General features: G+C 59.8%; 28 protein-coding genes. 15 read left to right on the plus strand and 13 right to left on the minus strand.

Annotated elements, in window-relative coordinates; all coding sequences use genetic code 11:
• Positions 1–71: 71 nt before the first annotated feature.
• Positions 72–482, minus strand: a complete 411-nt coding sequence (locus OQ248_RS03065; protein ID WP_265815058.1) for a DUF2177 family protein — start codon at positions 480–482, stop codon at positions 72–74.
• A 45-nt stretch (positions 483–527) separates the two neighbouring features.
• The gene (locus OQ248_RS03070; protein WP_192563931.1) at positions 528–1,364 is read right to left on the minus strand and encodes a S1-like domain-containing RNA-binding protein; all 837 of its coding nucleotides are present in this window, start codon (positions 1,362–1,364) and stop codon (positions 528–530) included.
• Between the two features lie 350 nt (positions 1,365–1,714).
• On the opposite strand from OQ248_RS03070, the gene OQ248_RS03075 reads away from it, so the two are divergent.
• From OQ248_RS03075 to OQ248_RS03085, 3 genes are all read left to right on the plus strand, one after another.
• The gene (locus tag OQ248_RS03075; protein ID WP_016985943.1) at positions 1,715–1,903 is read left to right on the plus strand and encodes a hypothetical protein; all 189 of its coding nucleotides are present in this window, start codon (positions 1,715–1,717) and stop codon (positions 1,901–1,903) included.
• A 215-nt stretch (positions 1,904–2,118) separates the two neighbouring features.
• Positions 2,119–2,835: a TorF family putative porin gene (locus tag OQ248_RS03080; RefSeq protein ID WP_265811990.1), complete on the plus strand. Its 717-nt coding sequence runs from the start codon at positions 2,119–2,121 to the stop codon at positions 2,833–2,835.
• Positions 2,836–2,906: 71 nt separating this feature from the next.
• Positions 2,907–3,776 (plus strand): DUF6279 family lipoprotein, encoded by an 870-nt coding sequence (locus tag OQ248_RS03085; protein ID WP_265811991.1) that lies wholly within the window; start codon positions 2,907–2,909, stop codon positions 3,774–3,776.
• A gap of 58 nt (positions 3,777–3,834) precedes the next feature.
• Here OQ248_RS03085 and OQ248_RS03090 read toward each other — a convergent pair whose 3' ends face one another.
• Entirely contained in the window at positions 3,835–4,227 is a 393-nt protein-coding gene (locus OQ248_RS03090; RefSeq protein ID WP_085710345.1) for a transcriptional regulator, read from the minus strand.
• A gap of 175 nt (positions 4,228–4,402) precedes the next feature.
• Here OQ248_RS03090 and OQ248_RS03095 point away from each other — a divergent pair, with 175 nt between their 5' ends.
• Positions 4,403–5,137 carry a thioredoxin family protein gene (locus OQ248_RS03095; RefSeq protein ID WP_265811992.1) on the plus strand — a complete coding sequence of 245 codons (735 nt, stop codon included), beginning with the start codon at positions 4,403–4,405 and terminating at the stop codon, positions 5,135–5,137.
• Positions 5,138–5,244: 107 nt separating this feature from the next.
• On the opposite strand, the gene OQ248_RS03100 is transcribed toward OQ248_RS03095, so the two are convergent.
• Positions 5,245–5,592, minus strand: a complete 348-nt coding sequence (locus OQ248_RS03100) for a hypothetical protein (protein ID WP_265811993.1) — start codon at positions 5,590–5,592, stop codon at positions 5,245–5,247.
• 197 nt (positions 5,593–5,789) lie between these two features.
• On the opposite strand from OQ248_RS03100, the gene OQ248_RS03105 reads away from it, so the two are divergent.
• From OQ248_RS03105 to OQ248_RS03115, 3 genes are all read left to right on the plus strand, one after another.
• Positions 5,790–6,065, plus strand: coding sequence for a hypothetical protein (locus OQ248_RS03105; protein ID WP_248738005.1), 276 nt, complete (start codon positions 5,790–5,792; stop codon positions 6,063–6,065).
• Positions 6,066–6,290: 225 nt separating this feature from the next.
• Entirely contained in the window at positions 6,291–6,875 is a 585-nt protein-coding gene (locus OQ248_RS03110) for a papain-like cysteine protease family protein (RefSeq protein WP_265811994.1), read from the plus strand.
• Between the two features lie 12 nt (positions 6,876–6,887).
• Positions 6,888–7,487, plus strand: coding sequence for a hypothetical protein (locus tag OQ248_RS03115; protein WP_265811995.1), 600 nt, complete (start codon positions 6,888–6,890; stop codon positions 7,485–7,487).
• Between the two features lie 63 nt (positions 7,488–7,550).
• On the opposite strand, the gene OQ248_RS03120 is transcribed toward OQ248_RS03115, so the two are convergent.
• Positions 7,551–8,891, minus strand: coding sequence for a DEAD/DEAH box helicase (locus tag OQ248_RS03120; RefSeq protein WP_085710336.1), 1,341 nt, complete (start codon positions 8,889–8,891; stop codon positions 7,551–7,553).
• Positions 8,892–9,082: 191 nt separating this feature from the next.
• Between OQ248_RS03120 and OQ248_RS03125 the strand changes: the two genes are divergently transcribed.
• Positions 9,083–10,381 carry a mechanosensitive ion channel family protein gene (locus OQ248_RS03125; protein WP_085710335.1) on the plus strand — a complete coding sequence of 433 codons (1,299 nt, stop codon included), beginning with the start codon at positions 9,083–9,085 and terminating at the stop codon, positions 10,379–10,381.
• Between the two features lie 63 nt (positions 10,382–10,444).
• Here OQ248_RS03125 and OQ248_RS03130 read toward each other — a convergent pair whose 3' ends face one another.
• Positions 10,445–11,086, minus strand: coding sequence for a hydrolase (locus OQ248_RS03130; protein ID WP_265811996.1), 642 nt, complete (start codon positions 11,084–11,086; stop codon positions 10,445–10,447).
• 169 nt (positions 11,087–11,255) lie between these two features.
• On the opposite strand from OQ248_RS03130, the gene OQ248_RS03135 reads away from it, so the two are divergent.
• Positions 11,256–12,161, plus strand: coding sequence for a LysR family transcriptional regulator (locus OQ248_RS03135; protein ID WP_265811997.1), 906 nt, complete (start codon positions 11,256–11,258; stop codon positions 12,159–12,161).
• On the opposite strand, the gene OQ248_RS03140 is transcribed toward OQ248_RS03135, so the two are convergent.
• The 3 genes from OQ248_RS03140 to OQ248_RS03150 form a co-directional block, all read right to left on the minus strand.
• Entirely contained in the window at positions 12,106–12,987 is an 882-nt protein-coding gene (locus OQ248_RS03140) for a carboxylate/amino acid/amine transporter (RefSeq protein ID WP_114881835.1), read from the minus strand. The two genes, OQ248_RS03135 and OQ248_RS03140, sit on opposite strands and share 56 nt — an antisense overlap.
• Positions 12,988–13,199: 212 nt before the next feature.
• Positions 13,200–13,799, minus strand: coding sequence for an FMN-dependent NADH-azoreductase (locus OQ248_RS03145; protein WP_134825822.1), 600 nt, complete (start codon positions 13,797–13,799; stop codon positions 13,200–13,202).
• 169 nt (positions 13,800–13,968) lie between these two features.
• Complete coding sequence (locus tag OQ248_RS03150; protein WP_114881834.1) at positions 13,969–14,283, minus strand: 3-phosphoglycerate kinase; 315 nt, start codon at positions 14,281–14,283, stop codon at positions 13,969–13,971.
• A 49-nt stretch (positions 14,284–14,332) separates the two neighbouring features.
• On the opposite strand from OQ248_RS03150, the gene OQ248_RS03155 reads away from it, so the two are divergent.
• The 5 genes from OQ248_RS03155 (at position 14,333) to aqpZ (ending at position 19,443) form a co-directional block, all read left to right on the plus strand.
• Positions 14,333–15,256 carry a LysR family transcriptional regulator gene (locus OQ248_RS03155; RefSeq protein WP_007956543.1) on the plus strand — a complete coding sequence of 308 codons (924 nt, stop codon included), beginning with the start codon at positions 14,333–14,335 and terminating at the stop codon, positions 15,254–15,256.
• A gap of 14 nt (positions 15,257–15,270) precedes the next feature.
• The gene (locus tag OQ248_RS03160; RefSeq protein WP_265811998.1) at positions 15,271–16,074 is read left to right on the plus strand and encodes an alpha/beta hydrolase; all 804 of its coding nucleotides are present in this window, start codon (positions 15,271–15,273) and stop codon (positions 16,072–16,074) included.
• 3 nt (positions 16,075–16,077) lie between these two features.
• Complete coding sequence (locus OQ248_RS03165) at positions 16,078–16,641, plus strand: peptidylprolyl isomerase (protein ID WP_085700647.1); 564 nt, start codon at positions 16,078–16,080, stop codon at positions 16,639–16,641.
• 88 nt (positions 16,642–16,729) lie between these two features.
• A complete protein-coding gene (locus OQ248_RS03170) occupies positions 16,730–18,562 on the plus strand; it encodes an ABC transporter ATP-binding protein (RefSeq protein WP_265811999.1) in 1,833 nt (610 codons plus the stop codon).
• Positions 18,563–18,747: 185 nt separating this feature from the next.
• Positions 18,748–19,443 (plus strand): aquaporin Z, encoded by a 696-nt coding sequence (gene aqpZ, locus OQ248_RS03175; protein ID WP_119428708.1) that lies wholly within the window; start codon positions 18,748–18,750, stop codon positions 19,441–19,443.
• 16 nt (positions 19,444–19,459) lie between these two features.
• Here the strand turns inward: aqpZ and OQ248_RS03180 are convergent, their stop codons facing one another.
• Positions 19,460–20,584: a GNAT family N-acetyltransferase gene (locus tag OQ248_RS03180; RefSeq protein WP_265812000.1), complete on the minus strand. Its 1,125-nt coding sequence runs from the start codon at positions 20,582–20,584 to the stop codon at positions 19,460–19,462.
• Between the two features lie 280 nt (positions 20,585–20,864).
• On the opposite strand from OQ248_RS03180, the gene OQ248_RS03185 reads away from it, so the two are divergent.
• Positions 20,865–22,196: a putative porin gene (locus OQ248_RS03185; RefSeq protein WP_114881829.1), complete on the plus strand. Its 1,332-nt coding sequence runs from the start codon at positions 20,865–20,867 to the stop codon at positions 22,194–22,196.
• Positions 22,197–22,332: 136 nt separating this feature from the next.
• Here the strand turns inward: OQ248_RS03185 and OQ248_RS03190 are convergent, their stop codons facing one another.
• The 3 genes from OQ248_RS03190 to OQ248_RS03200 form a co-directional block, all read right to left on the minus strand.
• Positions 22,333–22,569 (minus strand): zf-HC2 domain-containing protein, encoded by a 237-nt coding sequence (locus tag OQ248_RS03190; protein WP_265812001.1) that lies wholly within the window; start codon positions 22,567–22,569, stop codon positions 22,333–22,335.
• The gene (locus tag OQ248_RS03195) at positions 22,563–23,174 is read right to left on the minus strand and encodes a sigma-70 family RNA polymerase sigma factor (protein ID WP_119428711.1); all 612 of its coding nucleotides are present in this window, start codon (positions 23,172–23,174) and stop codon (positions 22,563–22,565) included. Before OQ248_RS03195 ends, OQ248_RS03190 begins: the two co-directional genes overlap by 7 nt.
• A 149-nt stretch (positions 23,175–23,323) precedes the next feature.
• Entirely contained in the window at positions 23,324–24,445 is a 1,122-nt protein-coding gene (locus tag OQ248_RS03200) for a beta-ketoacyl-ACP synthase III (protein WP_114881826.1), read from the minus strand.
• Positions 24,446–24,502 lie beyond the last annotated feature (57 nt).

The raw sequence follows: 24,502 nt of genomic DNA on the forward strand, positions 1-24,502 counted from the left end.
TGGTCTCGGGGATTATTAACCAGTTGGCCAGAAAAAGCCGTCTGGAAGAGACATTTCATTCTCCTGAAGCGTCAGCGGTGACGAGCTGACCAGCCAAACCGGCCGGCCACGACAAATCCGACCGTACAGGCCAGCGCCGTGGCAAACGTCCCCCATGCCCAATCCAGCAACGTCACTTGCACCGACCAGCCGCGCAGCGTCGCCCAATTGGTCAGGTCATAGGTGCCATAAGCGACCAGCCCGAGCAGCGCACCCATGCGGGCAGCGCGTTGCCAGGTAATCGATGGCAACACCACGAACGCCACACAACCGAAAACGTACAGGCAATAAAAAACCGCTGCTGGCACCAGCAACGGTTTTTCGAGCATCAGCGGACCCAGCAGTTCGCGATAGGTCGGCGCCATCAACACGCCGAGCCAGAGGCCGTCGAGCAGTAGAAACGTCAGTAGCGTGGCGACGTAGGCAATCAGCGCTTTTTTCATCTGCCCGACCTCAGGTTGGCCCATGCAACATGGGCCACGTCAGGCTCAGGTTAGTTCAATGCGATCGGCATGAATGACGATCTTGCCTTCCTTGTACAACGAACCGATGGCCTTCTTGAAGTTGCCCTTGCTGACACCGAACAGGCTGCTGATCAGCGCCGGGTCGCTCTTGTCGCTGACGGCCAGGGTGCCATCGTTTTCGCGCAACTTGGCGAGGATCTTCGAACTCAGGCTGCTGGCCGCCTCCTGACCCACCGGTTGCAGGCTCAGGCTGATCTTGCCGTCGGCGCGCACTTCCTTGATGAAGCCTTTCTCGCGCATGCCGGAACGCATGAACTTGAAGATTTCGTTCTTGTGAATCAAACCCCAGTGCTTGTTGTTGATGACCGCCTTGAAACCCATGTCGGTGGCTTCGGCCACCAGCAGATCGACTTCCTGGCCCACGCTGTAGTTGGCCGGGGTCTTGTCGAGGTAGCGATCAAGACGCGCGGTGGCGGTGATGCGGCGGGTGTGTTTGTCGAGATAGACATGCACCACGCAGTATTCGCCGGCGGTCATCTGGCGTTTTTCTTCGGAGTAAGGCAGCAGCAGATCCTTCGGCAGGCCCCAATCGAGGAACACACCGATGCTGTTGACTTCAACAACTTTCAAACTGGCAAATTCACCGACCTGAACTTTTGGTTTTTCAGTGGTGGCAATTAGTTTGTCATCGCTGTCCAGATAAATGAAAACATTGAGCCAGTCTTCATCTTCGCTGGGAATATCTTTGGGGATATAACGGTTGGGCAAAAGAATTTCGCCGTCGGCACCGCCGTCCAGATATAAACCGAAGTTAGTGTGTTTAACCACTTGCAAACTGTTGTAGCGCCCGACTAAAGCCATTTCCAATACCCTCATTGCGTGGGCGGCATTCTACCCGGTTTTGCCGGGTTCGTTGGCCGGCAGATCCTCCCGCCGACTGAAATTTGCGCTAAGCCTTGATTTTCCTTGGTTTGCCGCCGAACAGGTGCCACTCGTCAGACCACCTCGGCGACTCCCCGGCGCGCCGCCCCCGCGAAAAATCCACCCTTCCCGATAAATGTTGTTATTCAAAACAGCAGGTTAGCGGGATATTTCTAATAATTAATCGAGAATAATCCACCCGCACGCTGGGTTATTCCGGGGGATATTTACCAAGCAATTGTCAAGTTATTCCTGTACGATGCTTGGCCGAGTTACTTTTCTACAGGTTAATGGCCGCCATGCGTGTAAAAGCATCCACCAGCAAAGCAAAGCCAGCTCCAGCCGTTGAAACCAGCGAATCGATCAACGATCAGATCGCGGCATTCCTCAAGTCCGGCGGCGAGATCCAGCAAATTGCCAAGGGCGTCAGCGGCCAGACGTTCGGCCCGTCCAAGCAGATCAGCCTGGGCAAGAAGTAACACCCCGCAACATCCCAGTCCCAAGGCGCTTTGAGATTCGAAGCGTCTGGACCGGAACCCTCGCAAGACCTCTCTCGCGTTTAATCAAACCGACAAAACAACAGAAATCGACGAACGGCCCTCGATGCCGATCATTCGCCGGTATCCTTGCACGCGTCTGGATCAAGCGTTTCAGCAGGTACGTCGGCCTGCGCTCGCTGTTCATGGAGTGACGCATGCTCAAACCCCTCTGTTTAATTCTTGCAGGACTGCTGGCGAGCCCGGTGGCGCACGCGCAGATTTTCCAGCGCGAACTCGGCGACTTCGACCTCAAGCTCGGCACCACGCCCAGCCGCAGCATGGCCCAGGGCCTGGTCAAACCTTCTGCCGCCGGCTCGTTCCACGGAGGCCTCGATCTGACCCACGACAGTGGCCTCTACGTCGGCCAATACGCGCCGAGCATGGGGCTGACGCCGGGCAAGAATCTGGAGATCGACTCCTACGTCGGTTTCAAACAACCCTTCGATCAAACCCTCGGCTACGAAGTCGGGATGATTCACTACAGTTATCCCAAGGTCGACACCCTCGACAGCCAGGAGCTGTTCGGCGGCCTGACCCTGCTCGGCAGCCGTTTCGGCATCGCACTGAGCAACGATCCGGACAAACAGAACAACACATTGTTTGCCGATCTGGGCGGCAACCAGCCATTTGGCATCGGGATCAGCATGAAATACACCACCCACCAGCTCAATACGCCGGTCTCGGTGGACGGCGGTTATGTCAGCAGTTTTACCGATTGGTCGGTGAAATTTTCCCGGCCGGTGATGGGCATCGACCTGGACCTGATCTACAGCAATTCCAGCCTCAGCGGCAGCGATTGCTCCGCCTATTCCGGGCATAACAGCCAGTGCGACGGGCTGGTCACGCTCAAGGCCGAACGCGCGTTCTATTGATTGGCTGAACTGCCGGGAGCATCCTGCGTTCACATAAGAATCAGACGCCAGGCTTTCGCAAGGACTCGCTCATGTCTCGCTGGTTCAAACACTGCGCCACGCTGTTGATCTTCACTCTCGCCCTCGGCGCGTGCAGCCGCGTCGGCCTGGCCTATCGCAATCTCGACGTGATCATTCCCTGGACGCTCAGCGACTACCTGGACATGACCGGCGAACAGAAAGGCTGGTTCAACGAACGCCTCAAGGAACACCTGAGCTGGCACTGCACCACGCAATTGCCAGGTTATCTGGACTGGCTGGATCGCCTGCAGACCATGGTCGAAACCAATCAGGTCACCGACGCCGCACTCCAGGCCCGCACTCTGGAAGCCAAGCAGGCGATTGCCGAAACCGCCCGGGAAATCACCCCGTCGGCCATCGAGTTGCTGCAAGGGCTGGACGACAAACAGGTCGCCGACATGAACGATGCGTTTGCCAAGGACTTGCGCAAACGTCAGCAGGAATATGTGAAGCCGCCGCTGGCCCAGCAGATTGCCGAACGTGGCGCCCGCATGGACAAGCGCCTCAACGACTGGCTCGGGCCTTTGAGTGTCACGCAAGAGCAACGGGTGATGGCGTGGTCAACCGCACTCGGCGACCAGAACACCCAATGGATCGCCAACCGCGCGCACTGGCAACAGCAGTTCAGCGCCGCCGTCGCCCAGCGTAAAAGTCCGGATTTCCCACAGCGGATCGAGACACTTCTGGTCTATCGCGAGCGTTTATGGACAGCGGATTACCGCAAGGCCTACGCCGACACCGAGGCTCAGGCGCGCTCGCTGGCGGTGGATCTGATGGCAGAAAGCACACCGCAACAACGCCAGCGCCTGTTGAAGAAAATCGAAGGGGTGCGCAAGGACTTCAATGATTTGAAGTGTCTGAAAGCGGCGAAAGCAGGCTGAGGTTCATTGAACCTGCGGGAGCCGGAAAACCCAGCTCCAGAGGGATCGCAGCAGGCCTTCAGGCAATCTGCGCTTTTGACGCCACACGGTCGAAGGTCGCCTCATCCAGCGCATCCTCCTGCTCATCCAGCACCTGACGCGGATGATCATTACCAGGAATGCTGCTGTCGATCAGGCTCAACAGACTCGACCCGCGCGGGGTCAGGCTGAAATTGTTGCCGGTGCTGCCCTCATCGTCACCACGGGGTTCGATAAAACCGCGCAGCAACAGCTTCTGCTCGTATTCACAGGCGATGGTTTTCAGATGATCCAGATTCTCGATCGGCTCGCCCGCCGCGGCTTTTTCCGCTGCGTAGTCTTCGGCATAGGACCGCGGTGCAAAGCTGTGGCCGGCGCCGTTCTGCACTTCATGCAGCAGGCGTTCAATCAAATCCCAGTTATAAGTCGTCATCCTGATTCAACCTCCGGTGCGCGTGATTAATGGCGCTGTCTTAGGTTGTGACCCGAGCGGGCAATAGCCGTTCAGCTTGATTTGCGGCACCGACCGACCGGCGGTCTGTCGATTTCCGACGGCTTCAAGCGACTAGTCTGAGACAGACGGTTTCAACCCCGCAGGAGAAATCATCATGAACGTTGAGAATCATCCGGTGGTGTCGCGCGAAGAATGGCTCGCCGCCCGCAAGCAGCATCTGGCCGATGAAAAGGCCTTCACCAGGGAACGCGACCGCCTCAGCGCCAAACGCCGCGCTCTGCCGTGGGTGAAAGTCGACAAGGACTATCGCTTCAAGGGGCCGGACGGCGAATTGAAACTCGCCGACCTGTTCGGCCAGCACAGCCAGCTCATCGTCTATCACTTCATGTTCGCCAGGGGCTGGGAAGAAGGCTGCCAGGGATGTTCGTTCCTCGGCGACCACTTCGATGGCGCCAATCTGCACCTGGCTCATCACGACATTGGGCTGGTAGCGGTATCCCACGCGCCATTCGCCGAATTCCAGACGTTCAAGCGGCGGATGGGCTGGAAGTTCGACTGGGTGTCGTCGGACGGTTCCGATTTCAACTACGACTTTGGCGTTTGCGCCCGTGCTGAAGACGCCGAAGCCGGAAAGGCTACGTACAACTATGAAAAGACTGACAGTGGCGAAGAGGAAATGCCGGGGCTGAGCGTGTTCTATCGCGCCAATAACGGCGAGATATTCCACACCTACTCAACCTACGCCCGGGGTCTGGACATGCTGGTCGGTGCCTACAACTTTCTCGACCTTACGCCCAAGGGGCGAAACGAGGACGAGATCATGGAGTGGGTGCGGCATCATGATCGGTATAAGGGAGAAACGAGATCCAGTTGCTGCCACGGGACCTGATCGTCACTTGATAGTGATGAAGCGAGACAGATTGACCAACTCGTTGAATCTGTCTTCGCTTCAAGTGCGAGCAAGCGACGCCGTACGCCATGGATAATTAGAGTCAGTCAATCCGCATACAACGTCTCGTCATACCTGAAGTCGATTTTCAACTTGCCGCCCACAATGTCCATGGCAATCTCACAGGCGTTCCAGACGGGTAATCCGGCGGTAAGGTTTTGCTCTTTGTGCAACTTTCTAAGGGCAACCAGGCTATTCATGACAATGCCGTCAACCTCACCGCTGCTCGGACTGAACCAGTCCCGCTCGCCTTTTCCGTCGACATAATCAAACAGCAACTTGCAGTGATCGTCCTCGGGGGAAAGCTCTGCATCAACGATCACCGTCATCGCTGACTCGGGCGCCTCATCGACCAACACTTGCCCGATCCTTCGGTAAATCTCATCCTCGGTCATCGCGTGTACTTCCTGAGTTCTCAACGGCAAAGAGGCAAGTCACCAGCGCCAAATGATATCAACATAGTGGCGCAATCCAAGTGGAGCACCAAAAAACGGTCAATTACGGGGCAATACGCCAATACAGAAATGAACTTTCCCTAGACCCAAACCCTCAACCGGTTAACCCGCCTTAACCGGATCTGAGGCCTGCCATCATGAAAACCCTGCTCCCCCTCACACTCGCCGCCACCCTCGCCTGCGCCCTGCCCGTCTGGGCCTGCACCCCGGAAGAAGCCACTGCCAAACGCGAACAACTGGCCCAGGAAGTGGCAAAGCTCACCGAGCAAAACCCGACCAAGGCCAAGGAGATCAATGCCGAGTTGCAGAAGATGGACCTGGGCACCGCCTCTGCCGATCTGCCGGACAAATGCCAGTTGATCGATCAGCGCTTGAAAGAACTGGATTCCGCCGAGCATAAAACCGAGGGTTAACGGCCTCAGGCTTCAGTCTCCACCACAAAGGACATGCTCAGGCAGTGTCCTTTCGTCCGCAAAATTGCATTAATGCATTTATTTATTTGCACAAATGCATATTCAGACCTAGGGTTACCTCGAGCCTGATCGGAACCAGCCATCGGAGATGGCAACCCATTTACCGCCGATCGCTCGCAACATCCACAAGCAGGACATTTGTTTTCATTCATGGAGGATTGAAAAATGTTAACCACTGAAACAACGCAATACACCGGCAACACCCTGCCCGGGTGCCTGACCGGCCATCTGCTCGACGCGCAACTGGTCGAGGTCGAAGCCGCGCCACAGGCCGAGGCCCTGGCGGCCTCTAGCCTGAATTTCACGATGCAGCAACAGACCCAGACCAACTGGTGCTGGGCCGCAGTTTCCGCTTCGGTTGGCAACTATTACGGCACCGGGTCCTGGACCCAGTGCGGCGTTGCCAGCACCCAGTTGAACCGCAACTGCTGCAGCCAGCCGGGGCCGTGCAACGTCTATGGCTATCTGGATTCGGCCCTGCAAACCACCCGCAGCTACAACGGGATGAATCAGGGTTCGTTGCAGATGTCGGCCATCCAGAACCAGATCAACATGGGCCGGCCCGTCGGTCTGCGCTGTGCCTGGTACGGCGGCGGTGCGCACTTCCTGACGATCTACGGCACCAACGGCAACTACGTGCTGGTCGCGGATTCGATCTACGGCTATTCGACCCGCGCACTGAGCTCGTTCCCCGGTTCCTACAACGGTGGCGGCAACTGGACCCACACTTACTTCACGGCAAAAAACTAGGAGGGCGACATCATGCAACTGACTTATCCAAAGGCGCCTTCCAACGGCGTACAGACCTTGCGTCCGGTGCTGCAAGCGGCGCTGCAAACCCAGGGATTTGGCATCAATCGCCAGTTCGCCAGTGCTGTACCGGCGAAAATCAGCCTCAGTGAGGCCTATCGTGGCTACTCGCTCAGCCTGGAGGATATGAGCCAGGGCAAAGGCCTCAAGGACGCCCGGATCGGTGACTGGCATTACCTGGTGTTTGCCGACGGCGTGTCGATTGCCGATGCGCAATTGGCCGAAGTCCGCGGTCACGTCGAGTTTGCCTCGTTGAACCACGGCAACCTGGCCACCGCCACGGTCAATGCGCTGAAGCTGGCGGAGCAATCGCCGCAGTTGCAGGGCAAAACCGTTGAGCTGCGAGTGCTGTTCGTTTCGGCGCTGCATGTCGTAGCGATCTGGCTGCATGCGGCAGGTGAAGATGTGCTGATCCCGATCGACCCGACGCCCAAGGAGCTGGCCCTGACCGGGCTGTACAGCGAGGCAGCCCTGCTCGCGCAGCTCAAACCGAAGGCGGATCAGACCAAGCAGCGCTTTGACGCCGACACCCGTGGACAGCTGGGCAACTGATAAACGCAGGCAATAAAAAAACCCGGACACTGTCCGGGTTTTTTATTGCCTGCCTGAAACGCCTTACTCGGCCGCAGGTGCTGCCGGCTTGCGGCGTTTGAGCGGGGCCATGCCGTCGCTGCTCACCAGAGAATCCGGTTTCGGACGGTTGGCGCTCTTGCGCTTAGTCGGGGTCTTGGCGGCGGCTTTTTTCTTGTCGCCCTTGGCGTCGGTCTTTTTCTTCTTCACGCCGACAGCCTTGCCCGAGGCCTTGACCTTCTTCGGTCCGCCGTAGGTGCCTTTGACTTCCTTGATGGTGCGGCGCTCGAAGCTCTGCTTCAGATAACGCTCGATGCTCGACATCAGGTTCCAGTCGCCGTGGCAGATCAGCGAGATCGCCAGACCGTCGTTGCCGGCACGGCCGGTACGGCCGATACGGTGTACATATTCGTCGCCGCTGCGTGGCATGTCGAAGTTGATCACCAGATCCAGGCCATCAACGTCCAGACCACGGGCCGCCACGTCGGTGGCCACCAGAATCTTCACGCCGCCCTGCTTCAGACGGTCGATCGCCAGTTTGCGATCTTTCTGGTCTTTCTCGCCGTGCAGCACGAACGCCTTGTATTCCTGGGCGACGAGGCGACCGTAGATGCGGTCGGCCATGGCCCGGGTGTTGGTGAAGACGATAGCCTTCTGGTAGGTCTCGTTGGCCAGCAGCCAGTTGACGATCTGTTCTTTGTGCTGGTTATGGTCGGCGGTGATGATCTGCTGACGGGTGGTGTCGTTCAGCTGACTGACCGCGTTGAGCTGCAGGTGCTCGGGGTTGTTCAGCACCTTGGCGATCATCTCGCGCAGGCCGGAACCGCCGGTGGTGGCGGAGAACAGCATGGTTTGCTGACGGTTCGGGCATTCGTCGACCAGACGCTGCACGTCTTCGGCGAAACCCATGTCGAGCATGCGGTCGGCTTCGTCGAGCACCAGCACTTCGACTTCTTTCAAATCGAGGTTGCCGGCGTTCAGTTGCTCGATCATCCGGCCCGGAGTGCCGATGAGGATGTCCGGCACCTTGCGCAGCATGGCGGCCTGGACCTTGAAGTCTTCACCGCCGGTGATCAGGCCGGACTTGATGAAAGTGAACTGCGAAAAGCGCTCGACTTCCTTCAGGGTCTGCTGGGCCAGCTCGCGGGTCGGCAGCAGGATCAGGGTCTTGATGCTGACGCGGATCTTGGCCGGGCCGATCAGGCGGTTGAGGATCGGCAGGACAAACGCGGCGGTCTTGCCGCTACCGGTTTGCGCCGTCACCCGCAGGTCACGCCCCTGAAGCGCCAGCGGAATGGCCGCGGCTTGCACAGGCGTTGGCTCGACAAATTTCAGCTCGGCCACGGCTTTGAGCAGGCGTTCGTGCAGGGCGAATTGGGAAAACACGGGTGCTACCTCGAAGATATGCAGAAAAACAGCTGCATAGGTTACCGGTTTCGAGCGCTCAGGCCGAGTTTCTTTATGAAATCAGCCGCAATCAGTGGCTTTTTTGTTGCTCGATTTGTCTCCAACGGTAATACACAGCGTCTTAAATGCTCTAATCGCCCGTCGCGTCCTACAGAAGAATCGTTGCCCTCATGGATTTCAAACAGCTCTGGCTCAACGCCCAAGACCTCTGGGGTGCCCTTGATCAGCACCCGCTCCTGCACGCCGGCCTGGCGCTGATCCTGTTGCTGGTGATCGCGCTGGTCCTCGGACGAGTGGCGCGTTACCTGATCCTGCATGCCAGCCGCATGCTCGGTCGCCAGCCCGCGCTGCACTGGATCAACGACTTTCGGCATAACAAGGTGTTTCAGCGTCTGGCGCAGATGACGCCGTCGCTGGTGATCCAGTTCGGCCTGCACCTGGTGCCGGAGCTGAGCAAGACCGCCATGGTGTTCCTCGGTAATGTGGCGCTGGCGTTCACCATTCTGTTCCTGCTGCTGTCGGTCAGCGCCCTGCTCAATGCGTTGCTGGACATCTACGCCCGCACCGAACACGCGCGCACCCGCTCGATCAAGGGTTACGTGCAACTGGCGAAAATGGTCTTGTACGTGTTCGGCGCGATCATCATCGTCGCCACCCTGATCGACCGCTCGCCGCTGTTGCTGCTGTCGGGTCTGGGTGCGATGTCGGCGGTGATCCTGTTGGTCTACAAGGACACCCTGCTGTCGTTCGTCGCCAGTGTGCAACTGACCAGCAACGACATGCTGCGGGTCGGCGACTGGATCGAAATGCCGCAAGTCGGCGCCGATGGCGACGTGGTCGACATCACCCTGCACACGGTCAAGGTGCAGAATTTCGACAAGACCATCGTCTCGATCCCGACCTGGCGGCTGATGTCCGAATCCTTCCGAAACTGGCGCGGCATGCAGCAATCCGGCGGGCGACGGATCAAGCGCAGCCTGTTCATCGACGCCAGCGGCGTGCGTTTCATCCGCGACGATGAAGAAGAAAAACTCTCCCAGGTGCACCTGCTGACCGCCTACATGGGCCGCAAGAAAGCCGAACTCAAGGCCTGGAACGAAGCCCAGGGCAATGTCGCGGCGATGTCGGCCAACCGTCGGCGCATGACCAACATCGGCACCTTCCGCGCCTATGCCTTGGCTTACTTGAAGAGCCACCCCGAGATTCAGCCGAACATGACCTGCATGGTCCGCCAGATGCAGACCACGGCCCAGGGCATTCCGCTGGAAATCTACTGCTTTACCACTACCACGGTGTGGGCCGATTACGAGCGGATCCAGGGGGATATTTTCGATTACCTGCTGGCAGTGTTGCCGGAGTTCGGGCTGAGTCTGTATCAGCAGCCGAGTGGCGGGGATTTGCGTTCCGGGATATTGCCGGCAGTCCTTGGCGCGAGCCACATTCCAGAAGCCGAGAAACATCTGATGTAGCGCTTTCTTCAGCGCAAAAAAAGACGCAACCCGGGTTGCGTCTTTTTTTGTCCGGCCGACTTGTCAGGCCTTCCGCTGCGGTGCCTTGTGCACCATGGTGTAGGCGTAGTCGACGCCCATGCCGTACGCGCCGCTGTGTTCCAGCACCAGGTCCATCACCGCCTGATAAGTGTCTTTGTGCGCCCAGTCACGCTGGTACTCGAGCAGCACTTGCTGCCAGGTCACCGGTACTGCGCCGGCCTGAATCATCCGCTGTACCGACATGTCGTGGGCTTCTTTGGTGGTGCCGCCGGAAGCGTCGGTGACGATGTACACCTCGTAGCCTTCGGCCAGGGCTTCCAGGGCCGGGAAGGTCAGGCAGACCTCGGTCCACAGTGCGGCGATGATCAGTTTCTTGCGGCCGGTGGCCTTCACCGCGTCAACCAGCGCCTTGTCTTCCCAGGAGTTCATCGAGGTGCGCTCGATCGGCTTCTGCTCCGGGTGTACCGCCAGCAGCTCCGGCCAGATGTAGCCGCTGAAGCTTTCGGTTTCGACCGAGGTGTAGATGGTCGGTACGTTGAAGATCTTCGCTGCCTTGGCCAGGCCGACGGTGTTGTTCTTCAGGGTCTGACGGTCGATCGACTGTACGCCGAAAGCCATTTGCGGCTGGTGGTCGATCAGGATCAGGGCGGAGTTGGTCGGGTTCAGCAGTTCACGGATAGACATGGCGCGTTCCTTTTGATGTCGATTCAGCGTTTCGATTGGGTAATGGGTGAGTCGAGTGGCTTGCCGTCTTCGGCGTTGTTGTCTCGGCTTGGATGTCACTTTAGGGGCTAGCCGATAAAGGGACAATTCCCTAAAATCGAGAATCATTGATTCTAAAAAAGGGACAATCATGGATCGCATCGAATGCATGCGCGCCTTCGTGGTGACGGTCGGCGAAAACGGCTTCGCAGCCGCCGCCCGGGCCATGGACGTGCCCCGCTCGAAAGTCAGCAAACAGATTCAGGCGCTGGAAGAAGCCATCGGCGTGCAGCTGCTGCAACGCACCACCCGCAGCCTGCACCTGACCGAGGCCGGAGCGGAGTATTTCGAAGCGGCGCGGGAAGTGATTGCGGCTCTGGACGAGGCCGAGCAGCGAGCGCGGGACGGGGTTGGCGAATTGCGCGGCGTACTGCGCGTAAACGCGCCGATGTCGTTCGGCCTGCGGCGGCTGGGCAAACTGATCCCGCTGTTTCATGAACAGCACCCGAACATCGAGCTGCAACTGGTGCTCAGCGACCAGCAGGTCGACCCGGTGCGCGGTGGGTTCGACGTGACGATCCGCATCGCCAGCCTGCCCGACTCGACCATGATCGCCCGGCAACTGGCGCCGGCGCCGCGCATCATGGTCGCCTCCCCCGCTTACCTCGAACGCGCGGGCACGCCGCAGTCGCCGCAGGATTTGCGCTCGCATCAATGCTTGAACTACGGCTATCTGCAGAGCGGCGTCAGCCTGCAACTGTGCAACGGCAAGGAGACGCAGCGGGTCAACGTCACCGGGCCGTTGCACGCCAACAACGGCGACCTGCTGGCGCAAACGGCCGAGGCCGGCATGGGCATCGCGCTGCTGCCGGACTTCATCGTCGAAGAAGCACTGGCCGCCGGACGACTGGTGCCGGTGCTGTGCGAATGGCAAGCCCCGGCGATCACCATCAACGCGGTGTACTCGTCAGCCCGGCGGGTGCCGCAGAAGACGCGCGCGTTTATCGAGTTTCTGGTGGGGCAACTGGCGCCGGCTTGCGAATCCCCAACCGGCTGATCCACACCGCCGCCAGAATCACGCTGCCGCCGAGGAACAACCGCCCGAGTTCTTCGTGCTGATTCCAGATCAACAGGTTCAGCAGCAACCCCACCGGTACGTGCAGGTTGTTCATCACCGCCAGGGTGCCGCCGTTGACCAGGCAGGCGCCCTTGTTCCACCAGTACAGACCGAGTGCGGTCGAGACCAGGCCGAGGAACACCAGCACGCCCCATTGCAGCGGCGCTTCGGGCAGGAAGCTGGATTTGCCGAACAGCAGGAACGCCGGCAACGCCACCGCGAGTGCGCCGAGGTAGAAGAAACCGAAGCGCCGGTAATGCGGCAAATCGCTCGGATGCTTCGCCACCAGATGCTTGTACAGCACCTGCCCGGCGGCGTAGGTGAAGTTGGCCAGTTGCAGCAGCAGGAAGCCCATGAAGAAGTCCGGGTTGATCCGGTCGTAGCGAATCACCGCCGCGCCTGCGACCGCCACCAGTGCGGCGATCAGTGCCCACGGGTTGAAGCGGCGGTTCAGCGCGTCTTCGATCAGGGTCACGTGCAGCGGCGTGAGGATGGTGAACAGCAGCACTTCCGGCACCGTCAGCACCCGGAAGCTCAGGTACAGGCAGACGTAGGTCACGCCGAACTGCAACGCGCCGATCAGCAGCATGCCGCGCATGAACGCCGGTTCCACCGAACGCCAGCGCGTCAGCGGGATGAACACCAGCCCGGCCAGCACCACCCGCACCAGCACCGCGAAGTAGCTGTCGACATGCCCGGCCAGGTATTCACCGATCAGACTGAAGGAAAACGCCTGGATCAGCGTGACAATAAGTAGATAGCCCATGGTCGCCTCGATTTCGAATGGCGGCGACGATAGCGGTTTTTGCCGGCCATCGCTAAATCCCGGGCAAAAAAAAGCCCGATCTCGCTAAAGCGTTCAATCGGGCTACAGCACTCAGGAGCAACAAGTGCAAAGGGAGGTTCGATGCGCGTAGAGCCTTGAAGGGGTTGCGCCAGGTCACTAGAACAATCGGCGATTATCTGGCGATTAACATATCAAGCGACCTGGGAGAGTTTGGCGTTGGCCTGGTTGAGGCCTTTCTCCTGGAAGTCGCCGCCCAGGTTCATGCCTTCAGCGTGGATGAAGGTCACGTCGTGGATGCCGATGAAACCCATCACCTGACGCAGGTACGGTTCCTGGTGATCCGCCGGGCCGCCGGCGTAGATGCCGCCGCGAGCGGTCAGCACGTAGGCACGCTTGCCGCTGAGCAGGCCTTGCGGGCCGGTTTCGGTGTACTTGAAGGTCACGCCGGCACGCAGCACGTGGTCGAGCCAGGCTTTCAGGGTGCTTGGAATCGCGAAGTTGTACATCGGCGCGGCCATCACCAGCACATCGGCGGCCAGCAATTCATCGGTCAGTTCGTTGGAGCGATCCAGCGAGGATTGTTCGTTGGCATTGCGCTGTTCGGCGGGTTTCATCCATCCGCCCAGCAGGTTGCTGTCCAGGTGTGGCACCGGGTTCACGGCGAGGTCACGGACGGTGATCTGATCGGCCGGGTGTGCAGCTTTCCACTGACTGATGAAAGTCTGGGTCAGTTGACGGGATACCGAGTCTTGCTGGCGGGCGCTGCTTTCGATGATCAGAACGCGGGACATGGTGTGTAGCCTCCATCCGAGAATGTTGTAAGTCGATGGAGTGAAGGTTAAACAGAGTCTTATCGATGAAAAAGCGCAAATAATTGCTGCAAACCATCGAAATATTCGTTTAGATGCAAGCTGCACCTGCAGGAGCGGGCTGACTCGCTCCCACAGAGAGGCAAAACCGCTATTTCGGGTTGCAGGTCAGTTCGACGCGCAGCTTGATGATCTCGCGGGAGAACTTGGCGGTGGCGTTCGTATGTTTGCCGGCCGGGACTTCGATATTGCGGGTGCGTGGCGCCTCCGGGCCGTTGCTGAACACGACTTTGCAGACCGCGTCGACCTCGCCGTAGTTGGCGACCCGGATGGAGCCGATGTCTTTATCGGTATCGAAGGACTCGTAGTCGATCTTCAGGCCATTGAGATTCTTCTGCACATCGATCGGATACGCAAACGCGGTCAGCGGCAGCAACGCCAGTACCACACAACAGAATTTTTTCATTCGGCAGTCTCCATGAGGGACAGCCAGCTTAGGACAAGAGGAGCTATCGATGAAAGCGCCCCGCGTGACCCTCGATCAATGGCGAACGTTGCAAGCGGTGGTCGACCACGGCGGATTCGCCCAGGCCGCCGAAGCGTTGCACCGTTCGCAATCGTCGGTGAGCTACACCGTCGCCCGCATGCAGGACCAGCTCGGTGTGCCGTTGCTGCGCATCGACGGCCGCAAGGCGGTGCTGACCGAAGCCGGTGGCGTGTTGCTGCGGCGCTCTCGGCAATTGGTGAAACAGGCCAGCCAACTGGAAGACCTCGCTCATCACATGGAGCAAGGCTGGGAAGCCGAAGTGCGGCTGGTGGTCGACGCCGCCTACCCGAGCGCCCGCCTCGTTCGTGCATTGACCGCATTCATGCCTCAGAGCCGTGGCTGCCGCGTGCGTCTGCGTGAAGAAGTGCTGTCGGGTGTCGAGGAGGTGTTGCTCGAAGGCGTGGCCGATCTGGCGATCACCGGCCTGAGCATTCCCGGTTACCTCGGCGCCGAATTGAGCGATGTGGAATTTGTCGCCGTCGCCCATCCCGAACACGCACTGCATCGGCTGAACCGCGAGCTGAATTTCCAGGACCTGGAAACCCAGATGCAAGTGGTGATCCGCGACTCCGGCCGCCAGCAACCCCGGGACGTCGGCTGGCTCGGTGCCGAACAGCGCTGGACCGTCGGCAGCCTCGCCACCGCCGCCAATTTCGTGTCCAGCGGCCTGGGATTCGCCTGGCTGCCACGGCACATGATCGAACGTGAATTGAAGGAAGGCCTGCTCAAGCTGCTACCGTTGGATCAGGGCGGCAGCCGCAATCCGAGTTTCTATCTGTATTCGAACAAGGACAAACCGCTGGGCCCGGCCTCGCAGATCCTCGTCGAACTGTTGCGTACCTTCGACACCTTGCCGCTGGACGCACCGTTCGCCGCCCCCGAACAAGCCTGACACGGAGTTCACCGATGGCGTATTTCGAGCATGAAGGCTGCAACCTGCACTACGAGGAATATGGCCACGGCGATCCGTTGCTGCTGGTTCACGGGCTCGGCTCCAGCACGCTGGACTGGGAAATGCAGATCCCGGCACTGGCTGCGCAATACCGGGTGATCGTCCCGGACGTGCGCGGCCATGGCCGCTCCGACAAGCCCCGCGAGCGCTACAGCATCGCCGGGTTCAGTGCGGACATCGTCGCCCTGATCGAGCATCTGAAGCTCGGCCCGGTGCACTACGCCGGGCTGTCCATGGGCGGCATGATCGGCTTTCAGTTCGCTGTAGATCAACCACAGATGCTCAAGAGCCTGACCATCGTCAACAGCGCGCCCGAGGTCAAGGTGCGCAGTCGCGACGACTACTGGCAGTGGTTCAAGCGCTGGAGCCTGATGCGCGTGCTGAGTCTGGCCACCATCGGCAAGGCCCTTGGCGCCAAGCTGTTCCCCAAACCGGAGCAGGCGGATTTGCGACAGAAGATGGCCGAGCGCTGGGCAAAAAACGACAAACGTGCTTATCTCGCCAGCTTCGATGCGATTGTTGGCTGGGGGGTTCAGGAACGACTTTCGAGGATCTCCTGTCCAACGCTCGTCGTCAGCGCCGACCGGGACTACACCCCCGTCTCGCTGAAAGAAACCTATGTCAGACTGCTGCCCGATGCACGGCTGGTGGTGATCGCCGATTCGCGTCACGCCACCCCGCTCGATCAACCCGAACGCTTCAATCAAACGCTGCTGGCGTTTCTCGCCACAGCCGATATTCACCCTCAGGATCACTGAACCATGCTGAAAAAACTCGCCCTCGCCGCCGGCACCGTGCTGTTCGCCGCCAACCTGATGGCTGCCACGCCGGCCAAGGCGCCACACGTCGAACTGGTGACCACCAACGGCACCATCGAAATCGAGCTGGATCCGGTCAAGGCGCCGATCAGTACCAAGAACTTCCTCGATTACGTCGACAGCGGTTTCTACACCAACACCATTTTCCACCGTGTGATCCCGGGCTTCATGGCCCAGGGCGGCGGCTTCACCCAGCAGATGCAACAGAAAGAAACCAAGGCACCGATCAAGAACGAAGCCAGCAACGGTCTGCACAACGTTCGCGGCACCCTGTCGATGGCCCGCACTTCCGATCCGAACTCGGCCACCAGCCAGTTCTTCATCAACGTCGCCGACAACGCGTTCCTCGATCCGGGCCGCGACGCCGGTTACGCGGTGTTCGCCAAAGTGGTCAAGGGCATGGACGTGGTCGACATCATCGTCAACTCCCAGACCACTACCAAACAGGGCATGCAAAACGTGCCTGTCGACCCTGTGATCATCAAGTCGGCCAAGCGCATCGACTAAGCTTTACAGGGCATATCGAGCGGCTGCAGCTTAATACTGCGCCGCTCACACTGATAAAAGGAGAGCCCGTACTCCGGGCGGTTATCTGATGCTCTATCGCCGTTTCGAACAACTGATCGACATTTTCCGTGACGCGCCTACGGCATCCCCGCCGGACCGTGTTCTGCCCTTCTATACCTATTACCTCAAGCAGGTCTGGCCGAGTTTCGCCGCCCTGCTGATCGTCGGCCTGTTCGGTGCCCTGATCGAAGTGGCGCTGTTCAGCTACCTGAGCCGCATCATCGACCTTGCCCAAGGCACGCCGAACGTCGATTTCTTCAAGGTGCATGGCGCCGAACTGGCGTGGATGGCCGTGGTGGCCCTGCTCCTGCGACCGTTGTTCCTGGCCCTGCACGACATGCTGGTGCACCAGACACTGAGCCCGAGCATGACCAGCCTCATCCGCTGGCAGAACCACAGTTACGTGCTCAAGCAGAGCCTGAATTTCTTCCAGAACGACTTCGCCGGGCGCATCGCCCAGCGCATCATGCAGACCGGCAACTCGCTGCGTGATTCCGCGGTGCAGGCGGTGGATGCGTTGTGGCACGTGCTGATCTACGCGATCAGCTCGCTGGTGCTGTTCGCCGAAGCCGACTGGCGCCTGATGATCCCGCTTCTGACGTGGATCGCCGCCTACATCGGCGCGCTCTACTACTTCGTGCCACGGGTCAAGGACCGCTCCGTCGCCGCTTCCGACGCGCGCTCGAAACTGATGGGGCGCATTGTCGACGGCTACACCAACATCGCCACCCTGAAGCTGTTCGCCCACACCAACTTCGAACAGCACTACGCCCGCGAGGCGATTCAGGAGCAGACCGAAAAAGCCCAGCTGGCCGGCCGCGTGGTCACCAGCATGGACGTTGCCATCACCACCATGAACGGCCTGCTGATCGTCGGCACCACGGGGCTGGCCCTGTGGCTGTGGACGCAATCGGTGATCAGTGTCGGCGCCATCGCCCTGGCCACCGGCCTGGTGATTCGCATCGTCAACATGTCCGGCTGGATCATGTGGGTGGTCACCGGGATCTTCGAGAACATCGGCATGGTCCAGGACGGCCTGCAGACCATCTCGCAACCGGTCAGCGTCACCGACCAGGAACAGGCCAAACCGCTGGCTGTGGCCCGTGGCGAAGTGCGTTTCGAGCACGTGGATTTTCACTACGGCAAGAAGAAAGGCATCATCGGCGACCTCAACCTGACCATCAAACCCGGCGAGAAAATCGGCCTGATCGGCCCGTCCGGCGCCGGCAAATCGACTCTGGTCAACCTGCTGCTGCGTCTGTACGACGTCGAGGGCGGGCGGATCCTGATCGACGGCCAGAACATCGCCGAAGTCGGCCAGGAAAGCCTGCGCGCACGGATCGGCATGATCACCCAGGACACGTCGCTGCTGCACCGTTCGATCCGCGACAACTTGCTGTACGGCAAGCCTGACGCCACCGACGCCGAACTCTGGGAAGCGGTGCGCAAGGCCCGGGCCGACGAGTTCATACCGCTGCTGTCGGATGCCGAAGGACGCACCGGATTCGATGCCCACGTCGGCGAGCGCGGCGTCAAACTGTCCGGCGGTCAGCGCCAACGGATCGCGATTGCCCGGGTGCTGCTCAAGGATGCGCCGATCCTGATCATGGACGAAGCGACCTCGGCACTGGACTCGGAAGTCGAAGCGGCGATCCAGGAAAGCCTGGAAACCCTGATGCAGGGCAAGACCGTGATCGCCATTGCCCACCGCCTCTCGACCATTGCCCGCATGGACCGGCTGGTGGTGCTGGAGAACGGCAGGATCGCCGAGACCGGCAACCATGCCGAACTGCTGGCCCACGGCGGATTGTACGCACGGCTATGGGCGCACCAGACCGGAGGGTTTGTCGGCATCGATTGATCCGCCACGAAACGCAAAAACCGCCACAGCCCTTCCACCACGGGCTCTGGCGGTTTTTTCATGGCTGCTGGAAATCCCCGTATTCCCTGCTGTACTCAGCGAAGGCTCTGGAGATGAACCTGTCGTAATTGCAAGGAAGCACAACTCGATGCAGTCTCGATAGCGCGTCTATCAAGGACTCTCTCATGTCTCTGTTAAAACGTTCAGCCACGGAGTTGTTGGGTACGTTCTGGTTGGTGCTGGGTGGTTGCGGCAGTGCGGTGATCGCTGCGTCCTCACCTGTGGGGATCGGCGTGCTGGGGGTCGCCCTGGCGTTTGGCCTGACGGTGCTGACCATGGCGTTTGCCATCGGCCACATCAGCGGCTGTCATCTCAACCCGGCCGTGTCGGTCGGTCTGGTTGTCGGTGGTCGGTTCCCGGCCAAAGAACTGCCCGCCTACATCATCGCCCAGGTGATCGGCGGGATCCTGGCAGCGGCGCTGCTGTATCACATTGCCAGCGGCAAGGAGGGTTTCGACATCGCCGCCGGCCTTGCTTCAAACGGTTATGGCGAACACTCACCGGGCAAATACTCGATGGCCTCCGGGTTCGTCACGGAGCTGGTTATGACTGCCATGTTCGTGGTGATCATCCTTGGCGCCACCGACAAGCGCGCCCCGGCGGGACTGGCACCGATTGCCATCGGCCTGGCTCTGACGCTGATCCACCTGATCTCGATTCCGGTGACCAACACCTCGGTCAACCCGGCCCGCAGCACGGGCCCGGCGCTGATGGTCGGTGGCTGGGCCATCGCGCAGTTGTGGATGTTCTGGGTCGCGCCGCTGCTGGGCGCGGTGGTGGGCGGCGTGGTCTATCGCTGGCTGGGCAAGGAGGAAACCTGAGGAGAGCGGGCGAGGATCAGGCTTGCCGATACGGCAAGGCGTTCCTCGCCTCTTCCGCGTAAGCCTGCACACCGGTGCGCTCCTGCTGAAGGAAATCCTTCACGGCGGCTTTCAGGCCGGGATGGCGCAGGTAATGCCAGGAATGAGTGATCACCGGTTCAAAGCCGCGAATCAGTTTGTGTTCGCCCTGGGCGCCGGCGTCGAAACGCTGAAAGCCCTGGGCAATCGCGTAGTCCATGCCCTGATAGAAGCAGGTTTCGAAATGCAGCCGGTCGTACTCGGCCAGGCATCCCCAGTAACGCCCGTAAAAACTGTCGCCGCCCACCAGACTGAACGCCATCGCCACCGGCCTTGATCCCTGTCTGGCCAATACAACACGAATCGATTCCGGCATGCGCTCGGCCAGCAGGCTGAAGAACTCCCGCGTCAGGTACGGCGCCTGACGGCGCACGGCATAGGTATTGGCGTAGCAGGCATAGACAAAATCCCACTGTGCCTCATCCAGATCTCGCCCCTCAAGCCATTCGAATTCGAAGCCCTGCCCCGCCACTTGCTCGCGCTCCTTGCGCATCTGCTTGCGCTTGCGCGAGCTGAGCACGTCGAGAAAGTCCTGGAAGTCGCGATAGCCGCGATTCTGCCAGTGGTACTGACAGCCGATGCGTTGCAGCCAGCCCGGCTGCTCGGACATCGCGGCATCGGTAAAGACATCGGTGAAGTTGATATGGGCGCCGGAGAGTTCTTCGATTTCCAGATAACCCGGCAGGCTCTTGAGCAGTTCGAATCCGTCCTCGACGCTCGCCGCCAACAGGCGCGGCCCGGTGACCGGGCTGAACGGCACCGCACTCAAGAACTTGGGGTAGTAATCAATGCCGGCACGGGCACAGGCATCGGCCCAACCGTGATCGAACACGTATTCGCCGTAGGAATGCCACTTGCGATAACCGGGCAGCGCCGCGATCAGACGTCCGTCTTCGACGTGCAGCAAATGCTCCGCCTGCCAGCCGGTGTGCGGACCGACACTGCCGCTGTCTTCCAGTGCGCCGAGGAAGGCATGGCGCAGAAACGGCTGGTTGTCCGGCACCAGTGCATCCCAGAGTGCCGGTTCGATTTCCGACAGTTTTTGCAGGCGCTGCAACGGCATTTTCCTCTCCACTTTTGGCCCTGAAAGCCTCGCGAGTATCGCTGATCGGCCCTGTCTTGCCCATGTCCGATTGCGCGACAGCGCTCTAGATCAATAGTTCACGCAAGTTTTGTATCGTCATCAACCTGCCATCACCGTGCCACTGCTCTGTCATAAACCATCGCGATACTGGCGCCTGTTTTTAGAGCGCCGGGTTCTACCCGGACACAGTTTTCCGACGTTCAAATCGTCGGTTGTGCCCAGGATGGTTCAGCCATCCCTCTCATCTTCGGAGATTGCTATGCGTCTTGCTTCCACGAAAACTGCGGCGGCCCTGTGCGGTGGCCTGTTGCTGGCCATGAGTGTTCCGGCCAGTGCCGCAGTCGACGCCAAACTGCTCGACATGCTCAAGGCTAACGGTTCCATCACCCAGGCGCAGTACGTAGAACTGCAAACCGAACTGGCCCAGGATCAGAAGGCCCAGCAAATCGCGCAGCAGGCGCAGCAAGAGACCAACGAGCAAATCGCGGCAACCGCGAAGAAAACCAACGAGCTGAGCAGCTTCGACCAGAAGCTGGCCTGGGCTGCCAAGACCCAGTTCAAGGGTGACGTACGTTTCCGTCAGGAAACCGTGAAGAACGACGGCGTACCGAACGCCAAGGACCAGGACCGTCAGCGCATTCGTGCCCGTCTGGGTGCCTACACCGAAATCAACCCGCAGGTTGATACCGGTATCCGTATCGCCACCGGCAGCAGCGATGACGCCCGCTCCACCAACCAGGACCTGAACAACTACTTCGACAAGAAGCAGATCTGGCTCGACCTGGGCTACGTCGACTACCACCCTGATGCGGTCAAGAACCTGCACCTGATCGCCGGCAAGATGAACCAGCCTTGGGTGAGCATGGGCGACATCATCTGGGACAGCGACATCAACCCGGAAGGTCTGGCCGTTACCTACAAGTACCCGCTGAACGGCAGCGCCGAACTGTTCGGTAGCGCCGGTCACTACACCCTCAAGGACAACGTCGACGGCGAAGGCGTGCAGTTCAAGCACGACCTGCGTCTGTACGCTGGCCAGCTGGGCGGTCGCTTCGCGCTGACCGACAGCCTGAAACTGACCTTGGGCGGCAGCATCTACTCCTACGACAACGACAAGGACAGCGCCTGCCCTACCAGCGGCACCGTGACTGCGCCATGCGCCCTGGCCGTCAACGGCAACAGCCCGAACGAAACCTTCAAACTGTATGAAGGCTTCGGTCAGCTGGACATCGCCAACCTGCCGGTTCCGCTGTCGATCTACGGTCAATACGTGAACAACAACGACGCCAGCAACGACCAGGACACTGGCTGGCTGGCCGGCGTGAAGACCAAGGTTTACGGCTTCGGCATCGATTACAACTACCGCGACGTACAGCGTAACGCGGTGGTCGGTGCCTTCACCGACTCCGACTTCGCCAACGGTTACACCGGTTCCCGCGGCAGCAAGCTGAAAGTGAGCTACGAGCTGGACAAGAACTTCACCCTCGGCGCCACCTACTTCATGGCTAACTCGGACTACACCAACGCCAGCCTGAAGAAGACCGACTCTGACATCAACACCCTGCAACTGGATGCTGAAGCCAAGTTCTAACACCGCAGTGACAAGCTTCAGGCAACCAGTGAATGCCTCATTTGTAGCCTGAAGCTGATTTTCTCCTACAGCCCGGCGCCGCAGCAGCGATCCCCATCATCCGTTCGCTGCTGTTACGCCGGGCTGTTTTTTTGCCTCAGGAATTGTCTTTGCGCCGCTGCGCCGCCAGCCGCTCGGCCAACGCATCCACATCCTCATCCGGTTTCTCCGGCATCACCCGCAACGTCGCCTGCATCAAGCGCATCTGGCGGATGAAGCGCCGGCAATTTCGGCAGAACATCAGGTGATGACGCACCATCAGCTTCTCGCGAAAGCTCAGCTGGCCATCGAGATAATCGCTGGATCGTGCCACTTGCTCCTTGCAGGTCAACATTCGCCTGTCTCCTCAAAATGTTCCACGGTCGCGAAGACCTTCAAACGTGCCCGGTGCAGCAGCACACGGACATTGGAGAGCGAGATCTCCAGAAGATTACAGATCTCTTCCAGTTCCAGGCCCTGACGTTCGCGCAGCAACAGCACACTGCTTTGCAGTTCTGACAGGCTGAGCAGCGTGTGTTCCAGGCATTCGCGCAGTTCATTTTCGGTCAGCAGCGCTTCGGGCGTGTCCTGATGCCAGGCGAACGGTGCGATCAGCCAGTGGCCGTCGCCGGGGGAAAAACGATCATCGTCGATGGTGCCGTGGGGCGATGGCAGATCATCCATCAGCACCTCGCGACGGTTCTGCTTGTAACGGCCCTTGGCCGAATTGGCGGTGATGGTCAGCAGCCAGGTCTTGAGACTGGAACGTCCCTCGAAGCTGCCGATATGGCGCACCACCGACAGCCAGGCGTCCTGCACCACTTCCTCGACATGACGTTGACCGACAATGGCGTAGGCCACCGCGCGCATGGCGCTCTGGTAGGTAGTGACCAGCTCCTTGAAAGCCTTTTGCTCGCCAGCCAGCAGGCGTGCCAGCAATTGGGTGTCGTCAACCGCCATCCCTCAATCCCCTTGTCCTGACTTCGAAAATGATAACGGCAGGATGGCGCGCAACACACCATCCTGCCGTCAACGTCGAAAATTACAGCGTTATCGCTGATTAGGCTGTAGGAAAGATCAGCGCGGTTAAGAGGAAATTAACCTCAATCTCAGCGCTTGCGCAGAATCACGCTACCAATCGAATAACCGGCGCCGAACGAACTCAGCACCGCCAGCGAACCGGCCGCCAGATCGTCCTGGTATTTGTGGAACGCGATCACAGAACCGGCGGAGCTGGTGTTGGCGTAGGTGTCGAGAATCACCGGTGCTTCTTCTTCGGTCGCTTCGCGGCCCAGCAACTTGCGCACGATCAGGTGGTTCATGCTCAGGTTGGCCTGGTGCAGCCAGAAGCGCTTCACGTCACCGACGTTGAGTTTGTTCTCTTCCAGGTGCTCGCCGATCAGCTCGGCCACCATCGGGCACACGTCCTTGAACACCTTGCGGCCTTCCTGCACGAACAGTTTGTCGCGGGCACCGATGCCCTCTTCCGCTGCGCGGTTGAGGAAGCCGAAGTTGTTGCGGATATTGTTGGAGAACTTGGTCAGCAGTTTGGTGCTGACTACGTCGAACTGGTGCTTCGACGTTGCCGTATCGGCACGCTCGATGACGACGGCGGTAGCGGCGTCACCGAAGATGAAGTGGCTGTCGCGGTCGCGGAAGTTCAGGTGACCGGTGCAGACTTCCGGGTTGACCATCAGGATCGCCCGGGCCTGGCCCAGTTGCACGGTGTTGGCGGCTTGCTGGATGCCGAAGGTCGCCGACGAGCAGGCAACGTTCATGTCGAAACCGAAACCCTGGATGCCCAGTGCTTCCTGGACTTCGATGGCGATGGCCGGATAGGCGCGCTGCAGGTTGGAGCAGGCGACGATCACGCCGTCGATGTCGGCGGCGGTCTTGCCGGCGCGCTGCAAGGCTTGCTCGGCAGCACCGATGGCCATCTGGCAAAGCACCGACCATTCGTCGTTGGAACGCTCCGGCAGGCGTGGCGCCATGCGTTGCGGATCAAGGATGCCATCCTTGTCCATGACAAAGCGGCTCTTGATGCCCGAGGCTTTTTCGATGAACGCGGCGCTGGATTCGGTCAGGGCCTGGATCTCGCCGCTGGCGATGGCGTCGGCGTTGTCCGCGTTGAACTGCGCGACGTAGGTATTGAAAGACTGCACCAGCTCTTCGTTGGAGATGCTGTTGGCCGGGGTGTACAGGCCGGTGCCGCTGATGACGACGTTATGCATGGTCGTTTCTCTAATCTGTTCAGGCAGAAAGTGCTGGCACCGACGTGCCAACACGCA

Source organism: Pseudomonas sp. COW5, from assembly GCF_026240005.1.
In the GTDB taxonomy this organism is placed as follows: Bacteria; Pseudomonadota; Gammaproteobacteria; order Pseudomonadales; family Pseudomonadaceae; genus Aquipseudomonas; species Aquipseudomonas kribbensis.